This window comes from Pseudooceanicola onchidii, from assembly GCF_004959925.1.
GTDB lineage: Bacteria > Pseudomonadota > Alphaproteobacteria > Rhodobacterales > Rhodobacteraceae > Pseudooceanicola > Pseudooceanicola onchidii.
The window spans coordinates 997769-1019794 of record NZ_SPUW01000002.1 but is presented as its reverse complement, the minus strand read 5'-3'; the positions used below and the strand labels follow the sequence as shown (position 1 = coordinate 1019794).

The window sequence follows — 22026 nt, the reverse complement described above, 5'->3', positions numbered from 1 at the left end:
GCTTTTTATTCGGTGACCTCAAAAGGCTGGTCGAACCAGTGTTCCTGCAGGTTCGCGCCTGCACCGATCCGGTCGACGACGGCGAAAAGCCCCGGCGCATGCAGCGGCGTCAGAACCCCGTGCCATGTGCCGCGATGCAGGTTGATCCCCTGCCCCGGTGCGGTGCGAAAGGCGACCGGTTCGCCGGGCTGACCCCCTGCATCCGGCGCGACGATCACCAGGAAGGGATGCTGCGACATCGGCAGGAAGGCCTGGCTGCCCTGCGGATGCCGTTCGACCATGTCCAGCCGGTAGGGCAGCGACCGGGGTTCGGCGTTGAACAGGCTGATGCCCGCCCGCCCGTCTTCGAAATCAAGCTGGGCACGGTCATGGTATCGCCCGCACATCCCCTGATTGATGATCTTGTCCGGGTCGCCCGCGACCTCAAGCACATCGCCGAAGGGCGCGAAGGCCTGGGCCGTCAGCGGCTGGATGCGGATCCGGGTCATGCGCCGAATTTCTCGTTCAGGCGCAACTCGGCGATGCGTTCGACCTGGCGGCAGGCCTCGGCGAACTCGGTCGCGCGGTCGTTGTCGATCCGGCGCCGGAAGGCGTCGAGGATGCTGGCCTTGGTGTTGTCCTTCACCGCGATGATGAACGGAAAGCCGTGCTTGTCGGTGTAGCGCGTATTCAGATCGGTAAAGGTCGCGCGTTCGGCGTCGGTCAGCATGTCCAGCCCCGCGCCCGCCTGTTCCGCCGTCGACTCGGCCGTCAGACGCCCCGCCGCCGCAAGCTTGCCGGCCAGGTCCGGATGCGCCGTCAGCACCCCCAGCCGCTGGTCATCGCTGGCCGTGCGGAAGATCCGCGCCAGCGCATTGTGCACCCCCGCCGCGCAGTCGTGCGTCGGCCCAAGTTCAAGCCCATGCGCACCTTCGGCGATCCAGGGCGAATGCTCGAAGATACCGCCGTAGGCCGCGACGAAATCCTCTTTCGACATCTCGGACGGCCGGACCGTCTGCGGCTTGGGATGTTCCGCCGCCCAATGATCCGCGATCGCCTCGCGCGTGGCGAACCAGACGCCCTCGTGGGCAGCCATGTGATCCAGCGCCCGCTTCAGCGCGATGGCGCGACCCGGCCGCCCCGCGATCCGGCAGTGCAGCCCAATCGACAGCATCTTGGGCGCACCGGCCACGCCTTCGGCGTAAAGCTGGTCGAAACTGTCTTTCAGAAAGCCTTCGAACTGCGCCCCGTCGGTGAACCCGGCCTGGATACCGAACCGCATGTCGTTGCAGTCCATGGTGTAGGGCACGATCAGCTGATCCTTGCCCCCCGTGCGCATCCAGTAGGGCAGATCGTCGGCATAGCTGTCGGCGATATAGGCGAAATCGCCTTCCTCGGCGGCCAGTGGAATGGTGTTCAGCGAACAGCGCCCCGTGTACCAGCCGCGCGGCGGGGTGCCGACGACCTCGGTATGCAGGCGGATCGCTTCGCGGATCTGGGCGCGCTCGTCCTCGGGATCCATGTCCTTGTGTTCGACCCACTTGAGCCCGTGGCTCGCGATCTCCCACCCGGCGCGTTTCATCTCGGCCAGCTGTTCAGGCGCGCGGGCCAGCGCGGTCGCCACGCCGTAGACAGTCACGGGCAGATCGCCCAGCACGTCGCGCACCCGCCAGAACCCGGCGCGCGACCCGTATTCATAGATCGTTTCCATGTTCCAGTGGCGCATGCCTGGCCAAGGCTGCGCGCCGGTGATCTCGGACAAAAACGCCTCGGACGCAGCATCCCCGTGCAGGATGTTGTTTTCGCCGCCCTCTTCGTAATTCAGCACGATCTGCACTGCGATCTTCGCTCCGCCCGGCCAGTTGGCCTTTGGCTGGTGTCGCCCATACCCTGTCATGTCGCGCGGATAGCGTTGCACCTGTCGTCCCCCGGTGTTTTGAATGTTCTTAAGCCAGAAGATCACGCATCATTATCAAAAACCACTTGAAAGAGCCTTCGGCATCCCGGCCTTTGCCTTCCCCGGCACGACCGCCTTAGGCATAGTCACATCGAAGGAGACATCATCATGAGCGGATACCTCACCACCCATGTTCTGGACACGGCACGCGGCTGCCCGGCCCAGGGGATCAGGATCGCGCTCTACCGGGTCAGCGGCAATTCTCACAAGAAGATCGCCGAGGCGGTGACCAATGCCGACGGCCGCACCGACACGCCTGTCCTGCCCGCCGAAAAGTTCAAGACCGGCACCTATGAGCTGATCTTCTTCGCCGGCGACTACCTGCGCGCCACCGGCCAGGTCGACGAGGACATCCTGTTCCTTGACCAGGTGCCGATCCGCTTTGGCATGTCCGATCCGGACGCGCATTACCACGTGCCGCTGCTGCTGTCGCCCTATGGGATGAGCACCTATCGCGGGTCCTGAAACGCCCCGACGATCCGGTCGGTGATGTATTCCATGAAAAGCCGGGCCTTGGGATCCTGCCTGCGGCGATGCGTGAACAGGCAGGCCATCTGGATCGGTTCGGGCGGCGTGGCCTCGGCCACCACCACCAGCCGCCCCGCCGCGAGGTGATCCGCGATCTCGAACCGCGGTTTCAGCGCGATGCCCTGCCCGGCCAGCGCCCAATCGGTGAGCACGTCGCCGTCGTCGCATTCATAGCGTCCCGCCACGTTGAACCGCACGGGCCCTTCCGCCGTCCGCAGGGTCCAGCGAAATTCGGTCGCGCCGGGATAGCGCAATCGCAGACATTCATGCCCCTCGGCCACCAGCGCCGCACCGTCCGCAGGTGCGCCGCGCGCCGCGATGTAGTCAGGCGCGGCACAGAGCACGCGCTCCACGTCCGCGATCTTGCGGATCTTGAGGTTGCTGTCCTCGGGCTGGCCAAGGAAGAACGCCAGATCCAGCCCCTCGGTCGTCAGGTCGACCTTGCGGTCGGTCAGGCGCAGGCGCAGGCTGACCTCGGGATAGGCCTTCAGAAACCCCGGCACCTGCGGCGCGATCAGCCGCCGCCCGACCCCAAGAGGTGCCGCAACATAAAGCGCGCCCTTCGGATTGTCGGTGATATTGGCCACCTCTGCCTCGGCCCCTGCCACCGCATCCAGGATATCCGCCGCCCCGCGATAGAAGGCCTTGCCCTGTTCGGTCGGCGACAGGCTGCGCGTGGTGCGCTGGAACAGGCGCACGCCCAGGTGGTCCTCAAGCTGCGAAATCCGCGACGACGTCACAGCCGGAGAGATCCGCAGATCCCGGCCCGCCGCCGACATGCTGCCCAATTCATAGACACGGACAAAGGTGCGGATATTGTCGAGATAGCTCATTCTTCGGGATATTTTGATGCTGCTTGGCTTTCCTCTGAGATAGCGGAATAAAATCCCTTCGCATAGGGTTGCCCCACACCCCCACCCCGCCCAAGGAGCAGCAAGCATGTTCGACCTCGCCGTGATCTGGGACTGGATCGCCTTTTCCGTCCGCTGGCTGCACGTCATCACCGCGATGGCCTGGATCGGCGCGTCGTTCTACTTCATCGCGCTGGACCTGATGCTGAAACCGAACGACGCCCTGCCCGACGGCGCGCATGGCGAGGAATGGGAGGTTCACGGCGGCGGCTTCTATCACACCGTGAAATACATGGTCGCCCCGGCCCGGATGCCGGAACACCTGACCTGGCACAAATGGCAAAGCTACACGACCTGGCTGTCCGGTGCGGCGCTGCTGATGATCGTCTACTGGGTGGGAGGAGAGCTTTTCCTGCTGGACCCGACCAAGGCGCAGCTGTCGCTCTGGCAGGGCATCGTGATCTCGGCCGGGTCTCTGACCGTTGGCTGGCTGGCCTACGACTATCTCTGCAAGTCGAAGCTGGGCGAAAGCCCGACCACCCTGATGCTTCTGCTCTTCGTCATCCTCGTGGTGATGGCCTGGGGGTATGACCAGATCTTCACCGGGCGCGCTGCGCTGCTGCATCTTGGCGCCTTCACCGCCACGATCATGACCGGCAACGTCTTCTTCCAGATCATGCCGAACCAGCGCATCGTGGTGGCGGATCTCAAGGCGGGCCGCACCCCGGATGCCAGGTACGGAAAGATCGCCAAGCTGCGCTCGACCCACAACAACTACCTGACGCTGCCGGTCGTCTTCCTGATGCTGTCGACGCACTACCCGCTGGCCTTCGCGACCCAGTACAACTGGGTGATCGTGTCGCTCATCTTCCTGACAGGCGTGACGATCCGGCACTATTTCAACACCATGCACCGCACCGGCACGGGCCCCACCTGGACCTGGGGCGTGACCGTCATCATCATGATCGTGATCGCCTGGCTTTCGACCTTCACCGGCGGTGACAGTTACGAGGCCAGCGAGGCGCGCGCCCTTACCCCCGTTGAACAAACCTTTGCGCAGGCCGAAGGGTTCGAGGACGCCTATTTCGCCGTCGTCGGCAACTGTTCGATGTGCCACGCGCGCGAGCCGTCCTGGGACGGGATGCACTGGGCGCCCAGGGGCGTGCTGCTGGAAACCCAGGCCGACGTCGCCCGCCACGCGCACGAGATCTACATGCAGGCCGGACGCACCCACGCCATGCCCCCGCCGAACGCCATCCGGATGGAGCCCGCGGCCCGCCGACAGATCCTGGCCTGGTACCGCGCCGCCACCGACTGACGGACCTAGCGATCCGGCGTCAGGTCATTCGCGCGAGGCGCGGCAAGGAAGGCCGTCAGACGCTCTCCGGCGGTCAGCATCTCGAACGCCTGCGGGCCCAGCCACCACCCCCGGACAGGCTCAAAATCGGATCGCACGGCCTTCAGGATCGCCCGATAGATGCGCATCAGGTCGGCATTATCGCCCACCAGATAGATCCGCGACGGCAGCAGGCCCTTCCCCGGACACAGGCCATGTTCATCCAGCACGATCGCCTCAGGCACCTGTTGCGGCGTCAGGCTATAACGCGGCCGCCCGTCCATGTGCGGGGCGACCTTGGGCTGCGGGATCACGCCGGAGGGAAGGATATAGAACTGCCGGTTCAGCACGCCGGTCGGGGAGGTCAGGAAATCGGGGATCTCCGTCACGCTGCGATGAACGCTCAGATCCGGGGACAGCCGGTCGGTCAGATCGACATAGTGAATATCCGCGCCCGCCTCGACCCGGGCAAGCACCGGGGCCAGATCGGGGCCGGTTGCATAGAAGGAAAATGGACGACGACTGGGCATGACGACTCGGGATACCGCGCGACGATCACTCGATACCGTCGCGCGGGGCCTGTCCAGTGGTCAGGCGTCAGCCCACCACATTGAACTCCGGCCCGTAGGGATAGCCGGTGATGTCCTCGTTCCCGTCTTCGGTGATGAACAGGATATCGTGTTCGCGATACCCGCCCGCGCCCGGCAGACCCTCGGGGATCGTCAGCATCGGCTCCATCGAGATCACCATCCCCGGCTCCAGCACCGTGTCGATGTCCTCGCGCAGCTCCAGCCCCGCCTCGCGACCGTAGTAATGCGACAGCACCCCGAAGGAATGCCCGTAGCCGAAGGTCCGATATTGCAGCAGGTCGCGGTCCGCGAAGACCGCGTTGATCGCCTCCGTCACCTCGGCGCAGGAGACACCGGGCTTCAGCAGCGACATGCCATACTCATGCGCGGCGACATTGGCCTCCCAAATCTTCAGGCTCGCGTCATCGACCTCGCCCACGAACAGCGTCCGTTCCAGCGCGGTGTAATAGCCCGAGATCATGGGAAAGGTGTTCAGCGACAGGATATCGCCGCGCTGCAAGACCCGCCCCGTCACCGGGTTATGCGCGCCGTCGGTGTTGATGCCGGACTGGAACCAGACCCAGGTGTCGCGATATTCGGCGTCGGGAAACCGTTTGGCGATCTCCAGCTCCATCGCGTCGCGCCCGGCCATGGCCACGTCGATTTCCCGCACGCCCTCGCGGATCGCATCGCGGATCGCATGGCCGCCCACATCGGCCACCGCCGCCCCCTGCCGGATCAGCGCCAGCTCCGCCACCGACTTGTGCATCCTCTGCACCATCGTGTCCGGCGCGATATCGAGCGTGACCGACGGGCGCAGGAAGTCCTCCAGCAGGTCGCGCTGCACCAGCGTCAGGTGATCGCCCTCGAACCCCACCACCTGGTTCTCGCCGGTCACCGACGCGACCGCCCGCCAGAAGTTGTTCCGCTGCCAATCCGTGTAGGTGATGTTGTCGCCGTGACTGCGCCGCCAGGGCTGCGCCGCATCGATGCCTGCGCTGATCGTCACGCTGTCGGTGTCGGTCACGACAAGCCCGTAGGGCCGCCCGAACGAACAATACAGAAAGCCCGAGTAATAGGCGATATTGTGCATCGAGGTGAAGACGCAGGCGACGACGCCCTTGGCCTGCATGATCGCGCGCAGCCTGGCCAGCCGCGCGTCATATTCCGACGCCTCGAAGGGCAGAACGCGGTCGCCCTGGTGAAAGCGGTAGAAATCGGGACGGTCCATTCGCAAAATCCTCTCTCGGTCGCGGCGGGGCCACGACACGGGTGAATCCCGGCGTTCAGGATGGAAGATGGGGCGCGTCAGCGACGCCGGCGACGCCATCGCCTGCCCTGCCGCCATATGGCCCCGGTGCCTCAGCACAGGCAACGGAAATCTGCACCGATCACCGGTCCGGCAACAGTACCCCTAGCGCGACACGATCCGGCTGTCGTCGTCAAGGCTCGCCATCGACTGAAAGAGCGCCGAGGTATTGGCCACGCCGAACTTCTTCAGCAGCTTGGCGCGATAGACCTCGACCGTGCGGTAGGACAGCTCAAGCTTGATCGCGATCTCCTTGCTGGTCAGCCCGTCGGCCAGCAGCGACACGATTTCGCGCTCGCGCCGGGTCAGTTCGCGATAGGGGCGGATTTCCGACAGGTCGGCAAAGCTCCAGACCGCGCGCATCAGCGGCTCGTCGGGCGTGAACGAATGCCCGCGCACCCGGCACCAGAAGAGGCTCCCGTCCTTGCGCGCCATGATCCGTTCGTCCCAATAGCGGTTCGTCTCGCGCAGCTGGTCGACGCCCCGGTCGCGGATGTTCACGAACTCCTCGTTGCTGGGATAGAGGATCGCGAAATACTGGTCGCGCAGCTCGCCCACCTCGTATCCGAACATCTCCGCGAAGGCCCGGTTGCAGTCGCGGATCAGCCGGTTTTCCGTCAGCACCAGCCCTACAGGCGCGAAATCAAAGGCAATTCCGGCGAAATCCCCGCTGTCGTAGGCCGCATCGACCCGCGCATCCTGCTTACGTGTTTCCACAATATTGTGCCGTTCCATCCGCGGGAGGATACTTCCCTCACCGAAAGGATTAGAGGACCCACCCCGCCCACGCAACGGGTCAGGGACGGTCCGCAAATGGGAGGACATCATGAAAACCATTTTCCGCGCGCTCACCGGCGCGGCCATGGGGCTTGCCATGGCCACGAGCGCCATTGCCCAGGATCCGATCAAGATCGCCCTGATCCACGGCCTGTCGGGCTCTGCCTTCGAAGCCTTTTCCAAACAGGCCCAGACCGGGTTCGAGATGGGGATCGAATACGGCACCGACGGCACCAATGAAATCAACGGCCGCCCGATCGAACTGATCATCAAGGACACGCAGTTCAAACCCGACGTCGCCCGCGCCGTCCTCGCCGAAGCCTATGGCGACGACGAGGTGCTGCTGGCCGTTGGCGCAACGTCGTCGGGCGTCACCGTCGGCATGCTTCCGATCGCCGAGGAATACGAAAAGATCCTGATCGTCGAACCGGCCGTCGCCGACAGCCTTACCGGCCCGGACAGCAACCGCTACGTCTTCAAGACCTCGCGCAACTCCTCGATGGACATGCAGGCCCAGGCGCTGGCGCTGAAACCCGACGAAAACCTCTTCGTCGCCACCCTGGCCGAGGATTACGCCTTCGGTCGTGACGGCATCACCGCCTTCAAATCCGCGCTCGACGGGTCCGGCGCGACCGTGGTGACCGAAGAATACGTGCCGCAGGGCACCACCGACTTCACCGCCTATGCCGAACGCATGTTCAACGCGCTCAAGGACAAGGAAGGCCGCAAGGTCATCCTGATCTACATCGCCGGCGGCGGTGACGCGCCCGGCAAGATCCAGGCGATGGACCCGGCCCGCTTCGACATCGAGATCTCCATGGGCGGCCACATCCTGCCCGTCCTGCCGACCTACAAGCGGTTCCCCGGTCTCGAAGGCGCGGTCTACTATTACTACGAAGGCTTCGACAACGAGATCAACGATTGGCTCGTGAAGGAACACATGGCGCGCTTTGACGGCCCGCCCGACTTCTTCACCGCCGGTGGCATGTCGGCCGCGCTCGCCGTGGTCAAGGCGCTGAAGGAAGCCCCGGATTACGAGACCGACACGCTGATCGAGACGATGGAAGGCATGTCCTGGGAAACGCCCAAGGGCACCATGACCTTCCGTCCCGAAGATCACCAGGCACTGCAGGACATGCTGCACTTCAAGATCAAGGTCGACGATGCGGTCGACTGGGCGATCCCCGAAAAGGTCCGGATCATCCCCGCGGACGAAATGGACATTCCCATCGGTCGCGAGAACTGACCCCTCCGCCCTCCCCTCCGCCCTCCCCTCCCGGGGGGAGGGCACCGCCTCAGCAACAGGCGTCGCACCCGCGCTTTCTTTTTGCCGAAAATATCCCGGGGGCTGCCCGCATGGGCAGCGGGGCAGAGCCCCTCCCCGGCCCGATCTCACATCCCGATCCGAGCATCCCATGACACCTTCCCTGCGCACCGAGGACCTGACGATCCGCTTCGGCGGTCACGTCGCGGTCAATGCGGTCAGCTGTGATTTCCGCCCCGGCGAACTGACCGTGATCGTCGGCCCGAACGGGGCCGGGAAAACCACCTATTTCAACCTGATCTCCGGCCAGTTGCCCGCCACCTCGGGCCGGGTCATCAAGGATGGCACCGACATCACCTCGCTCGCCCCCTCGGCGCGGGCGCGCCACGGGATCGGTCGTGCGTTTCAGCTGACCAACCTCTTTCCGCAGCTCTCGGTGCTGGAAAACATCCGCCTCGCCGTGCAGGCCCAGTCGGGCGACGGCTGGCGCGTCTTCACCGCCGCGCGCACCCTGACCGGGCTGACCGCCAAGGCCGAACGGTACCTTGAGGCCGCCAAGCTGACCCGCGTCGCCCATCAGCCCGCCGCCGCCCTGCCCCATGGCGACCAGCGCAAGCTCGAGGTCGCGCTGCTGATGGCGATGGAGCCCGACATCTACATGTTCGACGAACCGACCGCCGGCATGTCGCTGGACCACACGCCCGACGTGCTGGACCTGATCGCGGACCTGAAAAAGGACCAGAGCAAGACGATCCTGCTGGTCGAACACAAGATGGACGTGGTGCGTGCGCTGGCCGACCGGATAATCGTGCTGCACAACGGCGAACTGCTGGCCGATGGCGCGCCGTCCGAGGTGATGTCGAGCCAGATCGTCCGCGACGTCTACCTCGGCAAGTCGGAGGAACCGGCATGAGCCTTCTGTCGATCACCAGGATGCAGACCAACATCGGCCAGTACGCCGTGCTGCATGACGTCACGCTAGAGGTGCCCGAGGGCGGCGTCTTTGTCCTGCTGGGCCGCAACGGCGCGGGCAAGACCACGACGCTGCGGTCTATCATGGGCATGTGGCGCCCCTCGCCCGGGTCGGTCATCCTCCGCGGGCAGGACATCACCGCCCTGCATACCGCTGATATCGCCCAGCTTGGCATCGCCTTCGTGCCCGAGGACATGGGCATCTTCGGCAGCCTCACGGTCGAGGAAAACCTGATCCTCGCGACCAAGTCCGGCCAGTTCGATCAGACCCGGCTGCAACGGATCTACACGCTGTTCCCCGCGATCGAGAAATTCTGGACCAAGCAGGCCTGGAGCCTGTCGGGCGGGCAGAAACAGATGCTGTCGGTGGCCCGTGCGATCATCGAACCGCGCGACCTGATCCTGATCGACGAACCGACCAAGGGCCTTGCCCCGTCCATCGTCGACGCCATGGCCGACGCCTTTGCCGAAATCGCCGAAACCACCACGATCTTGCTGGTCGAACAGAATTTCCAGTTCGCCAAGCGCCTGGGCCGCGACATGGCCGTCATCGACGACGGCCGCATCGTGCACGCCGGGACCATGGCCGATTTCGTGGCCGACCAAGACCTGCAGGACCGCCTGCTCAGCCTGTCCGCCTGAGGAGACCGTGATGGACCAACTTTCCCAAACCCTCGGGCGCTTCGGCGGGGTCAACCTGCTGCCAGTTGCCGTCGCCCTCATCGCCTTCGTGCTGATCGGCGCGCCCTCGTCCTGGGTCACGCTGACCGTCGCGGGGCTGGCCATGGGCATGATGATCTTTCTCATGGCCTCGGGGCTCAGCCTCGTCTTCGGCCTGATGGATGTGCTGAACTTCGGCCATTCGGCCTTTGTTAGCTTCGGCGCTTTCGTCGCGGCCTCGACCCTCGCCTATTTCGGCGGCTGGCTGGGCAGCGGCAGCGTGGCGCTCGCCTCGCTCGCCCTGATCTTCGCCATCGCCGCCGCCGTGATGTTCGGCATGATCGGCGGCTGGTTCTTCGAGACGGTGATCATCAAACCCGTCTACAAGGACCACCTGCGCCAGATCCTGATCACCATGGGCGCGCTGATCGTGGCCGAACAGATCATTCTCGCCATCTGGGGCGGTACCCCCATGACCGTCCCACGCCCCGCCTTCCTGGAAGGCTCGTGGATCATCGGCGACGTCTCGATCGAGATCTACCGCGTCTTCGCCCTGGTCCTCGGCGTGGCGGTCTATGCCCTGCTGTACCTCGTGCTGAACCGCACCCGCATCGGCCTGCTGATCCGCGCCGGCGTCGAAAACCGCGAGATGGTCGAGGCGCTCGGCTTTCGCATCGACCGGCTGTTCATCGGCGTCTTCATGGGCGGATCCGCCCTTGCCGCCATGGGCGGGGCCACTTGGGCCGGCTATCAGACCCTGATCGACCCGACGCTTGGCGCGGAGATGATGATCATCGTCTTCATCGTCGTCATCATCGGCGGGCTGGGATCGATCGAGGGCACTCTTCTGGGCGCGCTGATGGTGGGGCTGGTGTCGAACTACATCGGCTTCCTTGCCCCCAAGATGGCGCTGGCCTCGAACATGATCCTGATGGTCGCCATCCTGCTCTGGCGTCCCGCCGGTCTGAAACCAGCGATCAAGTGAGGCCCCGATGACCCAAGACAAAACCACAGGCGCCCTGATCGTGAAGGCCATCGTGCTGGTGATCGCTGCCGCGCTTCTCTTCGCCCCCTTCCTTTTCCAGGACGTCCGCTCGGTCGAGGTCGCGGCCCGGATCTGCATCTTCGTGGTGCTGGTCGCCAGCTATGACCTTCTGATCGGCTACACCGGGATCGTCAGCTTCGCCCACACCATGTTCTTCGGCTTCGGCGCTTACGGGGCCGCCATCGCGCTGAAGCAGCTTGGCAATACATGGGCCTCCATCGGCATTGGCGCCGTCGCAGGCATTGCCCTGTCACTGGTCCTTGCCGTGGCCATCGGCCTGCTGTCGCTGCGGGTGAAGGCGATCTTCTTTGCCATGATCACCCTCGCCGCCGCCTCGGTCGCGCTGGTGCTGGCCTCGCAGCTGTCGCAGCTGACGGGGGGCGAGGATGGCATCACCTATCGCACGCCCGACTTCTTCAAGACCGCGACCAAGCTGATGACCGACGAGGACGGCAAGGTGCTGCGCATCGCGGGTGTCCGGATGAACGGCAAGCTCGCAGCCTATTACTTCGTCTTCTTCACCTCGCTCGCGCTTTTCATCGTCATGCTGCGCATCACCGCCTCGCCGCTTGGCACGGTGCTCAAGGCGATCCGCGAGAACGAGGCCCGGGCCGAGGCGATCGGATACCGCGTCGTCAGCTACCGCACCTTCGTCTTCTGCATCACCGCCGTCATCGCGTCGCTGGCGGGCACGATCTATGCCATCTGGCTGAAATACACCGGCCCCGACACCGCGCTGTCCTTCGCCATCATGATCGACATCCTGCTGATGGTGGTGATCGGCGGCATGGGCACGCTCTGGGGGGCGGTCATCGGGGCCGTTCTGCTGGTCATGGCGCAATACTACCTGCGCGACCTGATGGAGGTCGCGTCCGAAGCCACCGCCAACATCCCCGTCCTGCCCCACCTGCTAGAGCCCGACCGCTGGCTTCTCTGGCTCGGCCTGATCTTCATCCTGCTCGTCTATTTCTTCCCCAAGGGGATCGCGGGCACGATCATGGACAAGGGGGCCCGGACATGACCCAGCCCAGCCACGCCTTCATCCCGGTGATGGACCATGAAATCCACGTGACCACATGGGGCGATCCGTCGAACCCCGCGCTGGTCATGTGGCACGGATTGGCCCGCACCGGGCGCGATTTCGACGACCTCGCCGCCGACCTGTCTGAGCAGTACTTCGTCCTCTGCCCCGACACGATCGGGCGCGGGTTATCGTCCTGGTCCGCTGATCCAGAGCGGGAATATTCCCTTGAATACTATTCCGGCATCGCCGCCGATCTGCTGGACGCCTACGGGATCGACAGGACCGGCTGGATCGGCACCTCCATGGGCGGGCTGATCGGGATGCACATGGCCTCCGGCCCCCTTGCCGCGCGGCTGGACTGGCTGGTGATCAACGACATCGGCCCCGAGGTCCCGCAGGACGCCATAGACCGGATCCTCGCCTATGCCGACCAGTCCCCGGAATTTCGCACGCTGACCGAGGTCGAGGCCTGGCTTCGCGCCGCCTATGCCCCCTTCGGGAGCCCGCCCGATCCCTTCTGGACGCGCATGGCCCGCACCTCGGTCCGGCGCAAGGCGAACGGGATGTTCACCACCCATTACGACCCGAAGATCACGGTGCAGTTCACCGCCTCGCCGCAGGAATTCCGAAGCTGGGACCGGTTCACCAAGATCACTCTGCCAATGCACCTGATCGGCGGCGCGGACTCGGACCTGCTCACCCAGCCCATTATCGCCAAGATGCAGGCGCTTCAGCCGCAGATGGGCACCACGATCAAACCCGGCATGGGCCATGCGCCCAGCCTGTCGGAACCCGGTGACACGGACCTGATCCGTGGGATCATCGCCACCCTGACCTGACCTGTCGCAAAAGCGTCACCAAAGCTTCACTTGCGACGGGCGCCTATATTTCATAATTCCATGAACTATGGAAATAGAGATCACGCATCAGCTGACCACCTTGGGTCATCCGCACAGGATCGCGGTCTTTCGCCTGCTGATGCGGCGGTATCCTGACCGCGTGTCGGCCGGCGAACTGGCCGCCGCGCTCGCGATCAAGCCAAGCACCATGTCCACCTACCTCTCGGCCCTTCAGGGCGCGGGGCTGGTGACACAGGACCGCCACGGCACCTCTCTACTCTACGCCATCGACATGACGCGCGTGCGACAGATGTTCGACGATCTGTACGTCGACGTCGCCCGCGCCCGCCCGGACCTCTCCTCTCTCCGTTCACAAGGGATGACCACCATGACGGATCGGAAATACAACGTCCTCTTCATCTGCACCGGCAACTCGGCTCGGTCGATTTTCGCCGAAAGCCTGCTGCGTGCCACGGCGAACGACCGGTTCAACGTCTACTCGGCCGGCACCAAACCGCAGTCCGAGCTCAACCCGTTTGCCCTGCAGGTGCTGCAGGACAAAGGGCACGACACCGACGTGCTGCGCGCCAAGAACGTGTCGGAATTCAGCGGCCCCGACGCGCCCGTCCTCGACTTTGTCTTCACCGTCTGCAACCAGGCCGCGAACGAGGAATGCCCGGCCTGGGAAGGCCAGCCGATCTCGGGCCACTGGGGCATGCCCGACCCGGTCAAGGCGACCGGCACCGACGCCGAAAAAAGCCTCGCCTTTCAACAGGCCTACGGCGCGCTCAAGCACCGGATCGAGGCCTTTGCGGCCCTGCCGATCGACACGCTCGACCGCATCGCCCTGCAATCCGCCGTAGACGAGATCGGCCGAACCAAGGAACCCAGCCAATGACCACCTACGCCATCAACGGCCTTGGCCGCATGGGCAAGCTCGCCCTCCGCCCGCTGCTTGAACGCGGCGCGAAGATCGCCTGGATCAACGATGCGGTCGGCGATCCGGAAATGCACGCCCACCTGCTGGAATTCGACACGGTCCACGGCCGCTGGCCCGCCACCTTCGCGCATGACGCGGACAGCGTGACCATCGACGGCACCCGCCTGCCCTTCATCGGCACCACGGACCTGACCCAGCTGCCGCTTGATGGTGTCGACGTGGTGATCGACTGCACCGGCGTCTTCAAGACCCACGCCAAGCTCGCCCCCTATTTCGACGCCGGCGTGAAAAAGGTTGTCGTCTCGGCCCCGGTCAAGGACGGCCCGACCGCCAACATCGTCATCGGCGTGAACGACGACACCTATGATCCGGCACAGCACAGCATCGTCACCGCCGCCTCCTGCACCACCAATTGCCTCGCCCCGGTGGTCAAGGTCATCCATGAAAATCTGCGCATCAAGCACGGGTCGATGACCACGATCCACGACGTGACCAACACCCAGACCATCGTCGACCGTCCCGCCAAGGACCTGCGTCGCGCGCGCTCTGCGCTCAACTCGCTGATCCCCACCACAACCGGCTCGGCCACCGCGATCACGCTGATCTACCCCGAGCTCAAGGGCCGCCTCAACGGCCACGCCGTGCGCGTTCCGCTTCTAAACGCTTCGCTCACCGATTGCGTGTTCGAGGTCGAAACCCCCACCACCGCAGACGAGGTCAACGCCCTCTTCAAGACCGCCGCCGAAGGCCCGCTCAAGGACATCCTCGGCTACGAAGCCCGCCCCCTCGTCTCGACCGACTACACCAACGACACGCGCTCCTCGATCATCGACGCACCCTCGACCATGGTCGTGAACGGCACGCAGGTGAAGATCTACGCCTGGTACGACAACGAAATGGGCTATGCGCATCGCCTCGTCGATGTCGCGCTGATGGTGGGCGCCTCTCTCTGAGGCCCCGCTTCATCTTGCCATAAATACTCATCCGACCCATCCGCACGCGGGACGCCAGCATGACCGAAAAACCCCAGGGCCTGTCCGCCTATATCGCCGTCACGGCCGCCTACTGGGCCTTCATGCTGACAGACGGCGCGCTCAGGATGCTGATCCTGCTGCACTTCCACACGCTTGGCTTCACTCCGGTGCAGTTGGCCTATCTGTTCGTCCTTTACGAAATCGCGGGCATGATCACCAACCTCGCCGCCGGATGGATCGCCGCGCGCTTTGGCCTGGCTTCGACCCTCTACGCCGGGCTCGGCCTTCAGGTCCTGGCGCTGCTGGCCCTGACGCAGCTTGACCCGGGCTGGACCATCGCGGCCTCGGTCACCTTCGTGATGCTGGTCCAAGGCGCGTCCGGAGTAGCCAAGGACCTGGCCAAGATGTCGTCGAAATCCGCCGTCAAACTGCTGGCCCCCGCGGGACAGGGCGGGCTTTTCAGATGGGTCGCGGTGCTGACCGGATCGAAGAACGCGGTCAAGGGCGTGGGCTTCCTGCTGGGTGCTGCGCTTCTGGCCACGCTCGGGTTCACCGGGTCGGTGCTGTCGATGGCCGCGATCCTCGCCGTGATCCTTGCCGCCGTCGCGACGCTGATGCCCTCGGGCCTGCCGACGGGCCGCAAGGGCGCCAAGTTTTCAGAGGTCTTTTCGAAATCCGCCAACGTCAACTGGCTGTCGGCCGCGCGCGTCTTCCTGTTCGGCGCGCGGGATGTCTGGTTCGTCGTGGGCATCCCGATCTACTTCTACGCGGTCCTGTCGGACGGGACCGAGGCCGGCAACCGCGCCGCCTTCTTCATGATCGGGACGTTCATGGCGCTCTGGATCATCCTCTACGGCGCGGTGCAGGCCGCCGCCCCCCGGATCCTACGCGCCGCCACCCGGCCCGAGGCTGCGCTGATCCGCGCGGCCCGCAGCTGGGCCACCGGCCTGACGCTGATCCCCGCCGTGCTCACCGCCGCGACGCTTGCCAGCTCCGGCCCGGCCCCCTGGCTGACGGCCACTCTGGTCGCGGGCCTTCTGGCTTTCGGCGCAGTCTTTGCGGTGAACTCCTCGCTGCACTCCTACCTGATCCTCGCCTTCACGCGGTCCGAGCGTGTGACCATGGACGTCGGCTTCTACTACATGGCCAACGCCGGCGGACGGCTGATCGGCACGCTTCTGTCCGGGCTGACCTACCAGATCGGCGGCTTGCCGATGGTCCTTGGCACCGCAGCCATCATGGTGGCCTTCGCCGCCCTCACCTCGGGCCGCCTGAGCGCAGAGGGATCCGCCGCATGAGCACGTTTGAACGCCTTCTCACCCTCTGGGTCGCACTTGCGATGATCACCGGACTCGCCATCGGCACGCTCGCCCCGGGCCTTGTCCAGTTGGTCGCCGGGGCCGAGGTCGCCTCGATCAACCTCGTCGTGGCCGTGCTGATCTGGGCCATGGTCTATCCGATGATGGTGAACGTCGATTTCGCCGCCGTCGCCGGGGTCGCGAAAGAACCCCGGGGCCTGCTGGTGACGCTGACCGTCAACTGGCTGATCAAGCCCTTCAGCATGGCCCTTCTGGCCGTGCTCTTCTTCGACCACGTCTTCGCGCCCTGGATCGACCCCGAGGATGCGGCGCAATACACCGCAGGGCTGATCCTGCTGGGCGCTGCGCCCTGTACCGCCATGGTCTTCGTCTGGTCCCAGCTGACGCGGGGCGATGCGACCTACACGCTGGTGCAGGTGTCGGTCAACGACCTGATCATGGTGGTGGCCTTCGCGCCGATCGTGGCCCTTCTGCTGGGGGTCACCGACATCACTGTCCCGTGGGAAACGCTGGTGCTGGCCACGGTTCTCTATGTCGTGCTGCCGCTGGTTGCGGGCCTGCTGACCCGCCGCGCGCTGGCCTCGCCCGCCGCGATCGACGCCTTCACCGCCCGGATCAAGCCCCTGTCGATGATCGGCCTGATCGCCACGGTCGCGATCCTCTTTGGCCTGCAAGGAGAGGTCATCCTGTCGCGCCCCACGGTCATCGCCCTGATTGCCGTGCCGATCCTCATCCAAAGCTACGGGATCTTCGCCCTCGCGTATGGCGCCGCCTATGCGTTGAAGGTCCCGCATCGCATCGCGGCCCCCTGCGCGCTGATCGGCACATCGAACTTCTTCGAACTCGCCGTGGCGGTGGCGATCAGCCTCTTTGGACTGAACTCTGGTGCCGCACTGGCGACAGTGGTGGGCGTTCTGGTCGAAGTGCCTGTCATGCTGTCGCTTGTCGGCTTTGCAAACCGCACGCGGGCGAAGTTTGCAAAGCCCTGAGGCCACGACAGAGCCAGCCCCGCCGCGTCACACCGCCCGGAACACGCCGGCAAAGAACGCCGCCAGGCCCTGCGTATCCTCCAGCGGCAGGATGGTGGCGACATACTGGTCCGGCCGCACCACGACCAGCGCGCCACGCGTACGATCGATCTCACGCAGATCGTAGATATCCGCCCCCTCCCCACGCGCAAAAACCTTTTCATAATCCATCAGGCCGAGGGGGCCCTTCCTGGGCTTCAGCACCTCCGGCATGACCTCGTAAGCCAGGTCCCTGTGGCCTTCGGGCAGGACCGCGCGCAGGTCGATGACCGCATCCGCATCGGCCCCCTCTGGCGTGATGCCGGCGGCGACGCGGGCGACACCCTCGCAGGCCCGTGCCAGCGCGCCCCCCGCCTGCCCGCCGTCGCCCTCGGGCGCAAAGGCAAAGACCGTCCAGCGGGCCGACACCCCAATGACATGCCCCAGCTCCATCGCCTTGGAATCGGCCAGCCGCACGACCGGCGCCGAATGGAACCGCGCGCCGACCGGATACCCCGTGGCCAGCGCCTGATGCGCTCCGTCGCCGGTCAGGGCCGAGGGGGCATAGACCACCGACATCCCAGCCGTGTAGCGCCCGTTCTTGATGAAAGCCTCCTGGAACTTCGGCGTCTCCCCGCCCCCGGCATCCCGCGCCGAGATCACCCGCGACCATTCGCGGTCAAAGTCGATCAGGTCCTGCGCCACGGCCTGCCGTTCCTCGGAATAGCTTGCCAGCAACGCCGGATCGGACCGCCCCGTCAGCACCTGCACCAGCTTCCAGCCCAGATTGAACGCATCGCCCATTGACACGTTCATCCCCTGCCCCGCCTTGGGGCTGTGGGTGTGGCAGGCGTCCCCGGCGATGAAGACATGCGGCAGCGCGCCATCTTCGGCGTCGTCGAACCGGTCGGTCAGCCGCTGCCCGATCTCGTAGACCGACCACCAGACCACGTCGCGCACGTCCAGCGTGTAGGGCCGCAGGATGCGCCCGGCGGCGGCGATCAGATCCTCGACCCGGATGTTGCGCGACCGGACGCGCTCCCCCTCGGCCAGCTTGTCGACCTCGATGTAGAACCGCGCCAGGTAGCCGCCCTCGCGCGGGATGATCAGCACGGTGCCTTCCGCCTCGGACTGGATCAGCGACTTCACCCGCACGTCCGGGAAATCGGTATTCACCAAGACGTCCATCACCCCCCAGGCATGGTTGGCGCTGTCGCCCTTCAGCTCGCGGCCAATGGCACGGCGCACCTCGGACCGGGCGCCGTCACAGCCGACGACATAGCGCGCGCGGACCACTTTCTGCGTGCCGTCCGGCTGTTCCAGCGTGACCGTCACCGGATGATCACCCGTGCCCGTCGCGTCCAGGTCGACCAGCTTCAGCCCATAGTCCGGCACCAGCCGCGAGGGCGATTTGCGCATGACCTCAAGGTACATGTCATGCACCCGCGCCTGGTTGAGGATCATGTGGGGCATTTCCGACAGCCCCTCTTCAACATCGCGGATCCGGCCGTTGCGGGTGATGCGCGACGGATCAGCGGGGTCGGGCTTCCAGAAGGTGACCTCGTTCACCCAATAGCCCTGCCGCATCACCGTGTCGGCAAAGCCGAAGGCCTGGAACATCTCCATCGAGCGGCAGGAAATCCCGTCGGCCTGCCCCTTTTCCAGCGGCCCGTCCTTGCGTTCGACGATGCGCGTTTCGATCCCCGGGAAACCCGCCAGATAGGCCGCCAGCGTCAGCCCGGCCGGCCCGCAGCCGACGATCAGCACGTCGAGCGTTTCGGGCAGCGGGCCCTGCGTCCGAGCGGCGGGATGAAGCTCCGGATCGCCGGGACGAAACCCGGTCAGGTGATATTGCATGGCATCCTCCCGAAATTGATAAGTCAACATATCAATTACAGCGATTCCAGCCGAGCGCAAAGAAAAAAGTATGCCGACATATCTTTTTCCGATAAGCATCTGTCAGGACGAGAGGTTTCCATGCCAGACCAGATCAAGACCCGCAGCGCCGCCCTGCCCGGCCACCTGATCCGCAGGCTGCACCAGCTGTCGACAAAGGTGTTCACCGAGGGCGTGAAGGCCGCGGGCCATGACGTGACGCCGATCCAGTTCGTCGCGCTGGATGCCATCGGCCAGAACGAGGGTGTCGATCAGGCGGGCCTGGCCGAGGCCATCGCCAAGGACCGCGCCACCACCGGCGCCGTGGTCGACCGGCTGGAACAGAAGGGCCTGCTGACCCGCGACGTCAGCCCGCGCGACAAACGCGCCCGCGTGCTGGCGCTGACGCCCCAGGGCCGCGCCCTGCTGGCCGAACTGACCCCCGTGGTCGAAGCGCTGCAGGCCGACATCCTTCCCGGCCTCACCCCGCAGGAATACGCCCAGTTCATCGCGCTGGCCCAGAAGGCCACCGCGACGTCAGGGGACTGACGCCCACGACAGGCGCCGGGATCCCCTCTTCCCTCGGGGGAGAGGGTTAGGGTGAGGGGGCCAGCCCCTCTCCCCCGAAACCGCGACGCCCCTCACCCGCGCTGCAACACCTCGACCGAAAGCACCGTCGGCAGGTGGCGCGCGATTTCCGACCAGCTTTCGCCTTCGTCCACGCTGGCAAAGACCGAACCGGAGTTCGTGCCGAAGTAGACCCCCGCCGGATCCGCGCGATCCCCCGCCATCGCCTGCCGCAACACGGTAAAGAAACACGATACCTGCGGCAGGCCATCCCGTTTGGCCGCCCAGCTGTCGCCGCCGTCGGTGCTTTTCCAGACCGCCGCAGCCGCATCGGGCGGAAAGCGCCCCGCCATGTCGCCGTTCAGCGGCAGGGTCCAGACGACAGCAGGATCCCGCGGATGCACCTGGATCGGAAACCCGAAGGTCGACGGCAGCCCCGCTGTCACGTCATCCCAGTTGCGCCCGCCATCGCGCGACCGCCAGACGCCGTGGTGGTTCTGCTGGTACATCAGGTCACCGCCCCCCGGCGCCCGCACCATGTTGTGCACGCAATGCCCGATCTCTCCACCTTCGGGCCCCGCCGGGTGGTGATGATCGGCACAGGCCCCCGCATTGCCCAGACGGTTGCGCCGCTCCCAGGTCGCGCCGCCGTCTTCTGTGGCAAAGACCCCGGCGGCGGAAATCCCGATCCACATCTTCCCCGGCGCCTGCGGGTCCGACACGATCGTGTGCAGCACCAGCCCCGCCCCGCCGGGGTTCCAGCTGTCGCGCGTGGGATGCTGCGCCAGCCCCTGCAGTTCTTCGAAACGCGCGCCGCCGTCTTCGCTGACAAGCAGGCTTGCGGGCTTCATCCCGGCATAAAGCTTGCCGTCCGCCCGATGCAGCGACCAGACTTGGCTGAACCCCTCGAACGGCAGGGGCGCCTCCGTCCAGCCGATCATCTTGGCGAAGCTTTCGTCGTTGGCCGCCCAGTCATCCATCTGACCCTTGGTCAGCCGGGTCAGGTGCCAGCTGTCGCCATGGTCCTCGGACCGCCAGACGCCCGCACCCGACCAGTCGCCGCCGCCGCCCGCCCAGATCACGCCGGTCTCGGGGTCGCCGATGACGTGGTTGATGCCCCAGCCGTCACAGAACGGGCCGCGCACGGCCCATCCCGACCGCCCCGACCTGCCATCGATCAGGAAGGCCCCCTTGGTGGTGCCGACCAGTACCGTGATCTCGCCCATGCTGATTCCCCCATGCCGCGCGGGGCCAGCCTATGCCAGCCCCACAGCTTGACCTAAGGTTATTTCGCGATCACGTTAAATAGGCGGAGTTGCGCGATTGTCAGCCAGGGATCACGAATTCGGCCGGATCCGCGCCGCGCTCTTGTCGGCAAAGGCGGCCAGCCGTTCGCGGGCGGCGGGCTGGGTGTTCACGATCCCCGCGACGCAGCTTTCCGCATAGGCCGCGTCCAACGCCGACATGTTCTGCATGTGGCTGATCGCGGAACAGATGGCAAAGTTGGTCAGCGGCAGGTTTTCGGCTGCGCGCCGGGCCAGCTCCATCGCCTTGTCAAACGACGACCCCTCGACCCGGTACTGCGCCAGTCCCAGGTCCACCGCCTCCTGCCCCTGGTGCACGCGCCCCAGCAGGATCATGTCCAGCATCCGCGCCTTGCCGATCAGGTCCGACACCCGGATCGTCGCGCCACCGCCGGTAAAGATGCCCCGCTGCCCCTCGGGCAGGGCGAAATAGGTCGTCTCGTCCATCACCCGCACATGGGCCGAGGCCGCAAGTTCAAGCCCGCCGCCGACGACCGCCCCGGTCAGCGCCGCGATGACGGGGACACCGCCGTATTCCATCTTGTTGAAGGCCTCGTGCCAGCGCAGGCAGACATGCATGAAATCCGCCGGGCTGCGGTCGGCGTCATGGTGTTCGATCAGGTCCAGACCGGCACAGAAATGATCGCCCGCGCCGCGCAGCACCACGGCCCGCACCCCGGCACGCGGGGCGGTCGAGAAGAAGTCGACCAGTTCTTCGACCGTGGCCAGATCCAGCGCATTGCGCTTGTGCGGGCGGTTCAGGGTCACCACCCAGACGCCGTCGTCCTGCGGATCGAGCGCGAGGTTGGCAAAACGGGTGATATCAAGATCGAGCGGCATGTCAGGTCCTTTGCTTAACCGGCCCTCCTCCCGGGCCGTCGCGCCAGAATTGGCCGGCCTTGCGCCGGGTGCAACCCCGACCGGACTCGA

At 65.5% G+C, this 22026-nt stretch carries 22 protein-coding genes; 13 read left to right on the top strand and 9 right to left on the bottom strand.

Going from position 1 to position 22026, the window contains the following annotated elements; translation table 11 throughout:
* Positions 1–5: 5 nt before the first annotated feature.
* Both E4S58_RS12830 and puuE read right to left on the bottom strand, forming a co-directional pair.
* Entirely contained in the window at positions 6–488 is a 483-nt protein-coding gene (locus E4S58_RS12830) for an ureidoglycolate lyase (protein WP_136636784.1), read from the bottom strand.
* The gene (gene puuE / locus E4S58_RS12825; RefSeq protein WP_240789546.1) at positions 485–1897 is read right to left on the bottom strand and encodes an allantoinase PuuE; all 1413 of its coding nucleotides are present in this window, start codon (positions 1895–1897) and stop codon (positions 485–487) included. The genes E4S58_RS12830 and puuE overlap by 4 nt, the downstream gene beginning before the upstream one ends.
* 147 nt (positions 1898–2044) lie before the next feature.
* On the opposite strand from puuE, the gene uraH reads away from it, so the two are divergent.
* Entirely contained in the window at positions 2045–2401 is a 357-nt protein-coding gene (gene uraH, locus E4S58_RS12820; RefSeq protein ID WP_136636783.1) for a hydroxyisourate hydrolase, read from the top strand.
* Here uraH and E4S58_RS12815 read toward each other — a convergent pair.
* Positions 2386–3297, bottom strand: coding sequence for a LysR family transcriptional regulator (locus E4S58_RS12815; RefSeq protein ID WP_136636782.1), 912 nt, complete (start codon positions 3295–3297; stop codon positions 2386–2388). The two genes, uraH and E4S58_RS12815, sit on opposite strands and share 16 nt — an antisense overlap.
* Positions 3298–3403: 106 nt before the next feature.
* On the opposite strand from E4S58_RS12815, the gene E4S58_RS12810 reads away from it, so the two are divergent.
* Complete coding sequence (locus E4S58_RS12810; protein ID WP_136636781.1) at positions 3404–4633, top strand: urate hydroxylase PuuD; 1230 nt, start codon at positions 3404–3406, stop codon at positions 4631–4633.
* A gap of 5 nt (positions 4634–4638) precedes the next feature.
* Here the strand turns inward: E4S58_RS12810 and E4S58_RS12805 are convergent, their stop codons facing one another.
* The 3 genes from E4S58_RS12805 to E4S58_RS12795 form a co-directional block, all read right to left on the bottom strand.
* Positions 4639–5181 (bottom strand): hypothetical protein, encoded by a 543-nt coding sequence (locus tag E4S58_RS12805; RefSeq protein ID WP_136636780.1) that lies wholly within the window; start codon positions 5179–5181, stop codon positions 4639–4641.
* A gap of 67 nt (positions 5182–5248) precedes the next feature.
* Positions 5249–6451: a M24 family metallopeptidase gene (locus tag E4S58_RS12800; protein ID WP_136636779.1), complete on the bottom strand. Its 1203-nt coding sequence runs from the start codon at positions 6449–6451 to the stop codon at positions 5249–5251.
* Between the two features lie 183 nt (positions 6452–6634).
* Positions 6635–7246 (bottom strand): LuxR C-terminal-related transcriptional regulator, encoded by a 612-nt coding sequence (locus E4S58_RS12795; RefSeq protein ID WP_240789545.1) that lies wholly within the window; start codon positions 7244–7246, stop codon positions 6635–6637.
* A 109-nt stretch (positions 7247–7355) separates the two neighbouring features.
* Between E4S58_RS12795 and E4S58_RS12790 the strand changes: the two genes are divergently transcribed.
* From E4S58_RS12790 to arsB, 10 genes are all read left to right on the top strand, one after another.
* Positions 7356–8552: a substrate-binding domain-containing protein gene (locus E4S58_RS12790; protein WP_136636777.1), complete on the top strand. Its 1197-nt coding sequence runs from the start codon at positions 7356–7358 to the stop codon at positions 8550–8552.
* 169 nt (positions 8553–8721) lie between these two features.
* Entirely contained in the window at positions 8722–9483 is a 762-nt protein-coding gene (locus E4S58_RS12785; RefSeq protein ID WP_136636776.1) for an ABC transporter ATP-binding protein, read from the top strand.
* Positions 9480–10184, top strand: a complete 705-nt coding sequence (locus E4S58_RS12780) for an ABC transporter ATP-binding protein (RefSeq protein WP_136636775.1) — start codon at positions 9480–9482, stop codon at positions 10182–10184. The genes E4S58_RS12785 and E4S58_RS12780 overlap by 4 nt, the downstream gene beginning before the upstream one ends.
* 10 nt (positions 10185–10194) lie before the next feature.
* Complete coding sequence (locus E4S58_RS12775; RefSeq protein WP_136636774.1) at positions 10195–11187, top strand: branched-chain amino acid ABC transporter permease; 993 nt, start codon at positions 10195–10197, stop codon at positions 11185–11187.
* Positions 11188–11194: 7 nt separating this feature from the next.
* Positions 11195–12268: a branched-chain amino acid ABC transporter permease gene (locus E4S58_RS12770; RefSeq protein ID WP_136636773.1), complete on the top strand. Its 1074-nt coding sequence runs from the start codon at positions 11195–11197 to the stop codon at positions 12266–12268.
* Positions 12265–13110: an alpha/beta fold hydrolase gene (locus tag E4S58_RS12765; protein ID WP_136636772.1), complete on the top strand. Its 846-nt coding sequence runs from the start codon at positions 12265–12267 to the stop codon at positions 13108–13110. The genes E4S58_RS12770 and E4S58_RS12765 overlap by 4 nt, the downstream gene beginning before the upstream one ends.
* A 67-nt stretch (positions 13111–13177) precedes the next feature.
* The gene (locus E4S58_RS12760) at positions 13178–14008 is read left to right on the top strand and encodes an arsenate reductase/protein-tyrosine-phosphatase family protein (RefSeq protein ID WP_136636771.1); all 831 of its coding nucleotides are present in this window, start codon (positions 13178–13180) and stop codon (positions 14006–14008) included.
* Positions 14005–15003 carry an ArsJ-associated glyceraldehyde-3-phosphate dehydrogenase gene (locus E4S58_RS12755; protein ID WP_136636770.1) on the top strand — a complete coding sequence of 333 codons (999 nt, stop codon included), beginning with the start codon at positions 14005–14007 and terminating at the stop codon, positions 15001–15003. The genes E4S58_RS12760 and E4S58_RS12755 overlap by 4 nt, the downstream gene beginning before the upstream one ends.
* A 59-nt stretch (positions 15004–15062) precedes the next feature.
* On the top strand, positions 15063–16322 hold the full coding sequence (arsJ, locus tag E4S58_RS12750; protein WP_136636769.1) for an organoarsenical effux MFS transporter ArsJ: 1260 nt from the start codon (positions 15063–15065) through the stop codon (positions 16320–16322).
* Positions 16319–17332, top strand: a complete 1014-nt coding sequence (arsB, locus tag E4S58_RS12745) for an ACR3 family arsenite efflux transporter (RefSeq protein WP_136636768.1) — start codon at positions 16319–16321, stop codon at positions 17330–17332. The genes arsJ and arsB overlap by 4 nt, the downstream gene beginning before the upstream one ends.
* A gap of 27 nt (positions 17333–17359) precedes the next feature.
* Here arsB and E4S58_RS12740 read toward each other — a convergent pair whose 3' ends face one another.
* Positions 17360–19207: an FAD-dependent monooxygenase gene (locus tag E4S58_RS12740; protein ID WP_136636767.1), complete on the bottom strand. Its 1848-nt coding sequence runs from the start codon at positions 19205–19207 to the stop codon at positions 17360–17362.
* A gap of 120 nt (positions 19208–19327) precedes the next feature.
* On the opposite strand from E4S58_RS12740, the gene E4S58_RS12735 reads away from it, so the two are divergent.
* Complete coding sequence (locus tag E4S58_RS12735; RefSeq protein WP_136636766.1) at positions 19328–19774, top strand: MarR family winged helix-turn-helix transcriptional regulator; 447 nt, start codon at positions 19328–19330, stop codon at positions 19772–19774.
* 92 nt (positions 19775–19866) lie between these two features.
* Here E4S58_RS12735 and E4S58_RS12730 read toward each other — a convergent pair whose 3' ends face one another.
* On the bottom strand, positions 19867–21018 hold the full coding sequence (locus E4S58_RS12730) for a WD40/YVTN/BNR-like repeat-containing protein (RefSeq protein ID WP_136636765.1): 1152 nt from the start codon (positions 21016–21018) through the stop codon (positions 19867–19869).
* 111 nt (positions 21019–21129) lie between these two features.
* On the bottom strand, positions 21130–21936 hold the full coding sequence (gene dmdD, locus E4S58_RS12725) for a methylthioacryloyl-CoA hydratase (RefSeq protein ID WP_136636764.1): 807 nt from the start codon (positions 21934–21936) through the stop codon (positions 21130–21132).
* Positions 21937–22026 lie beyond the last annotated feature (90 nt).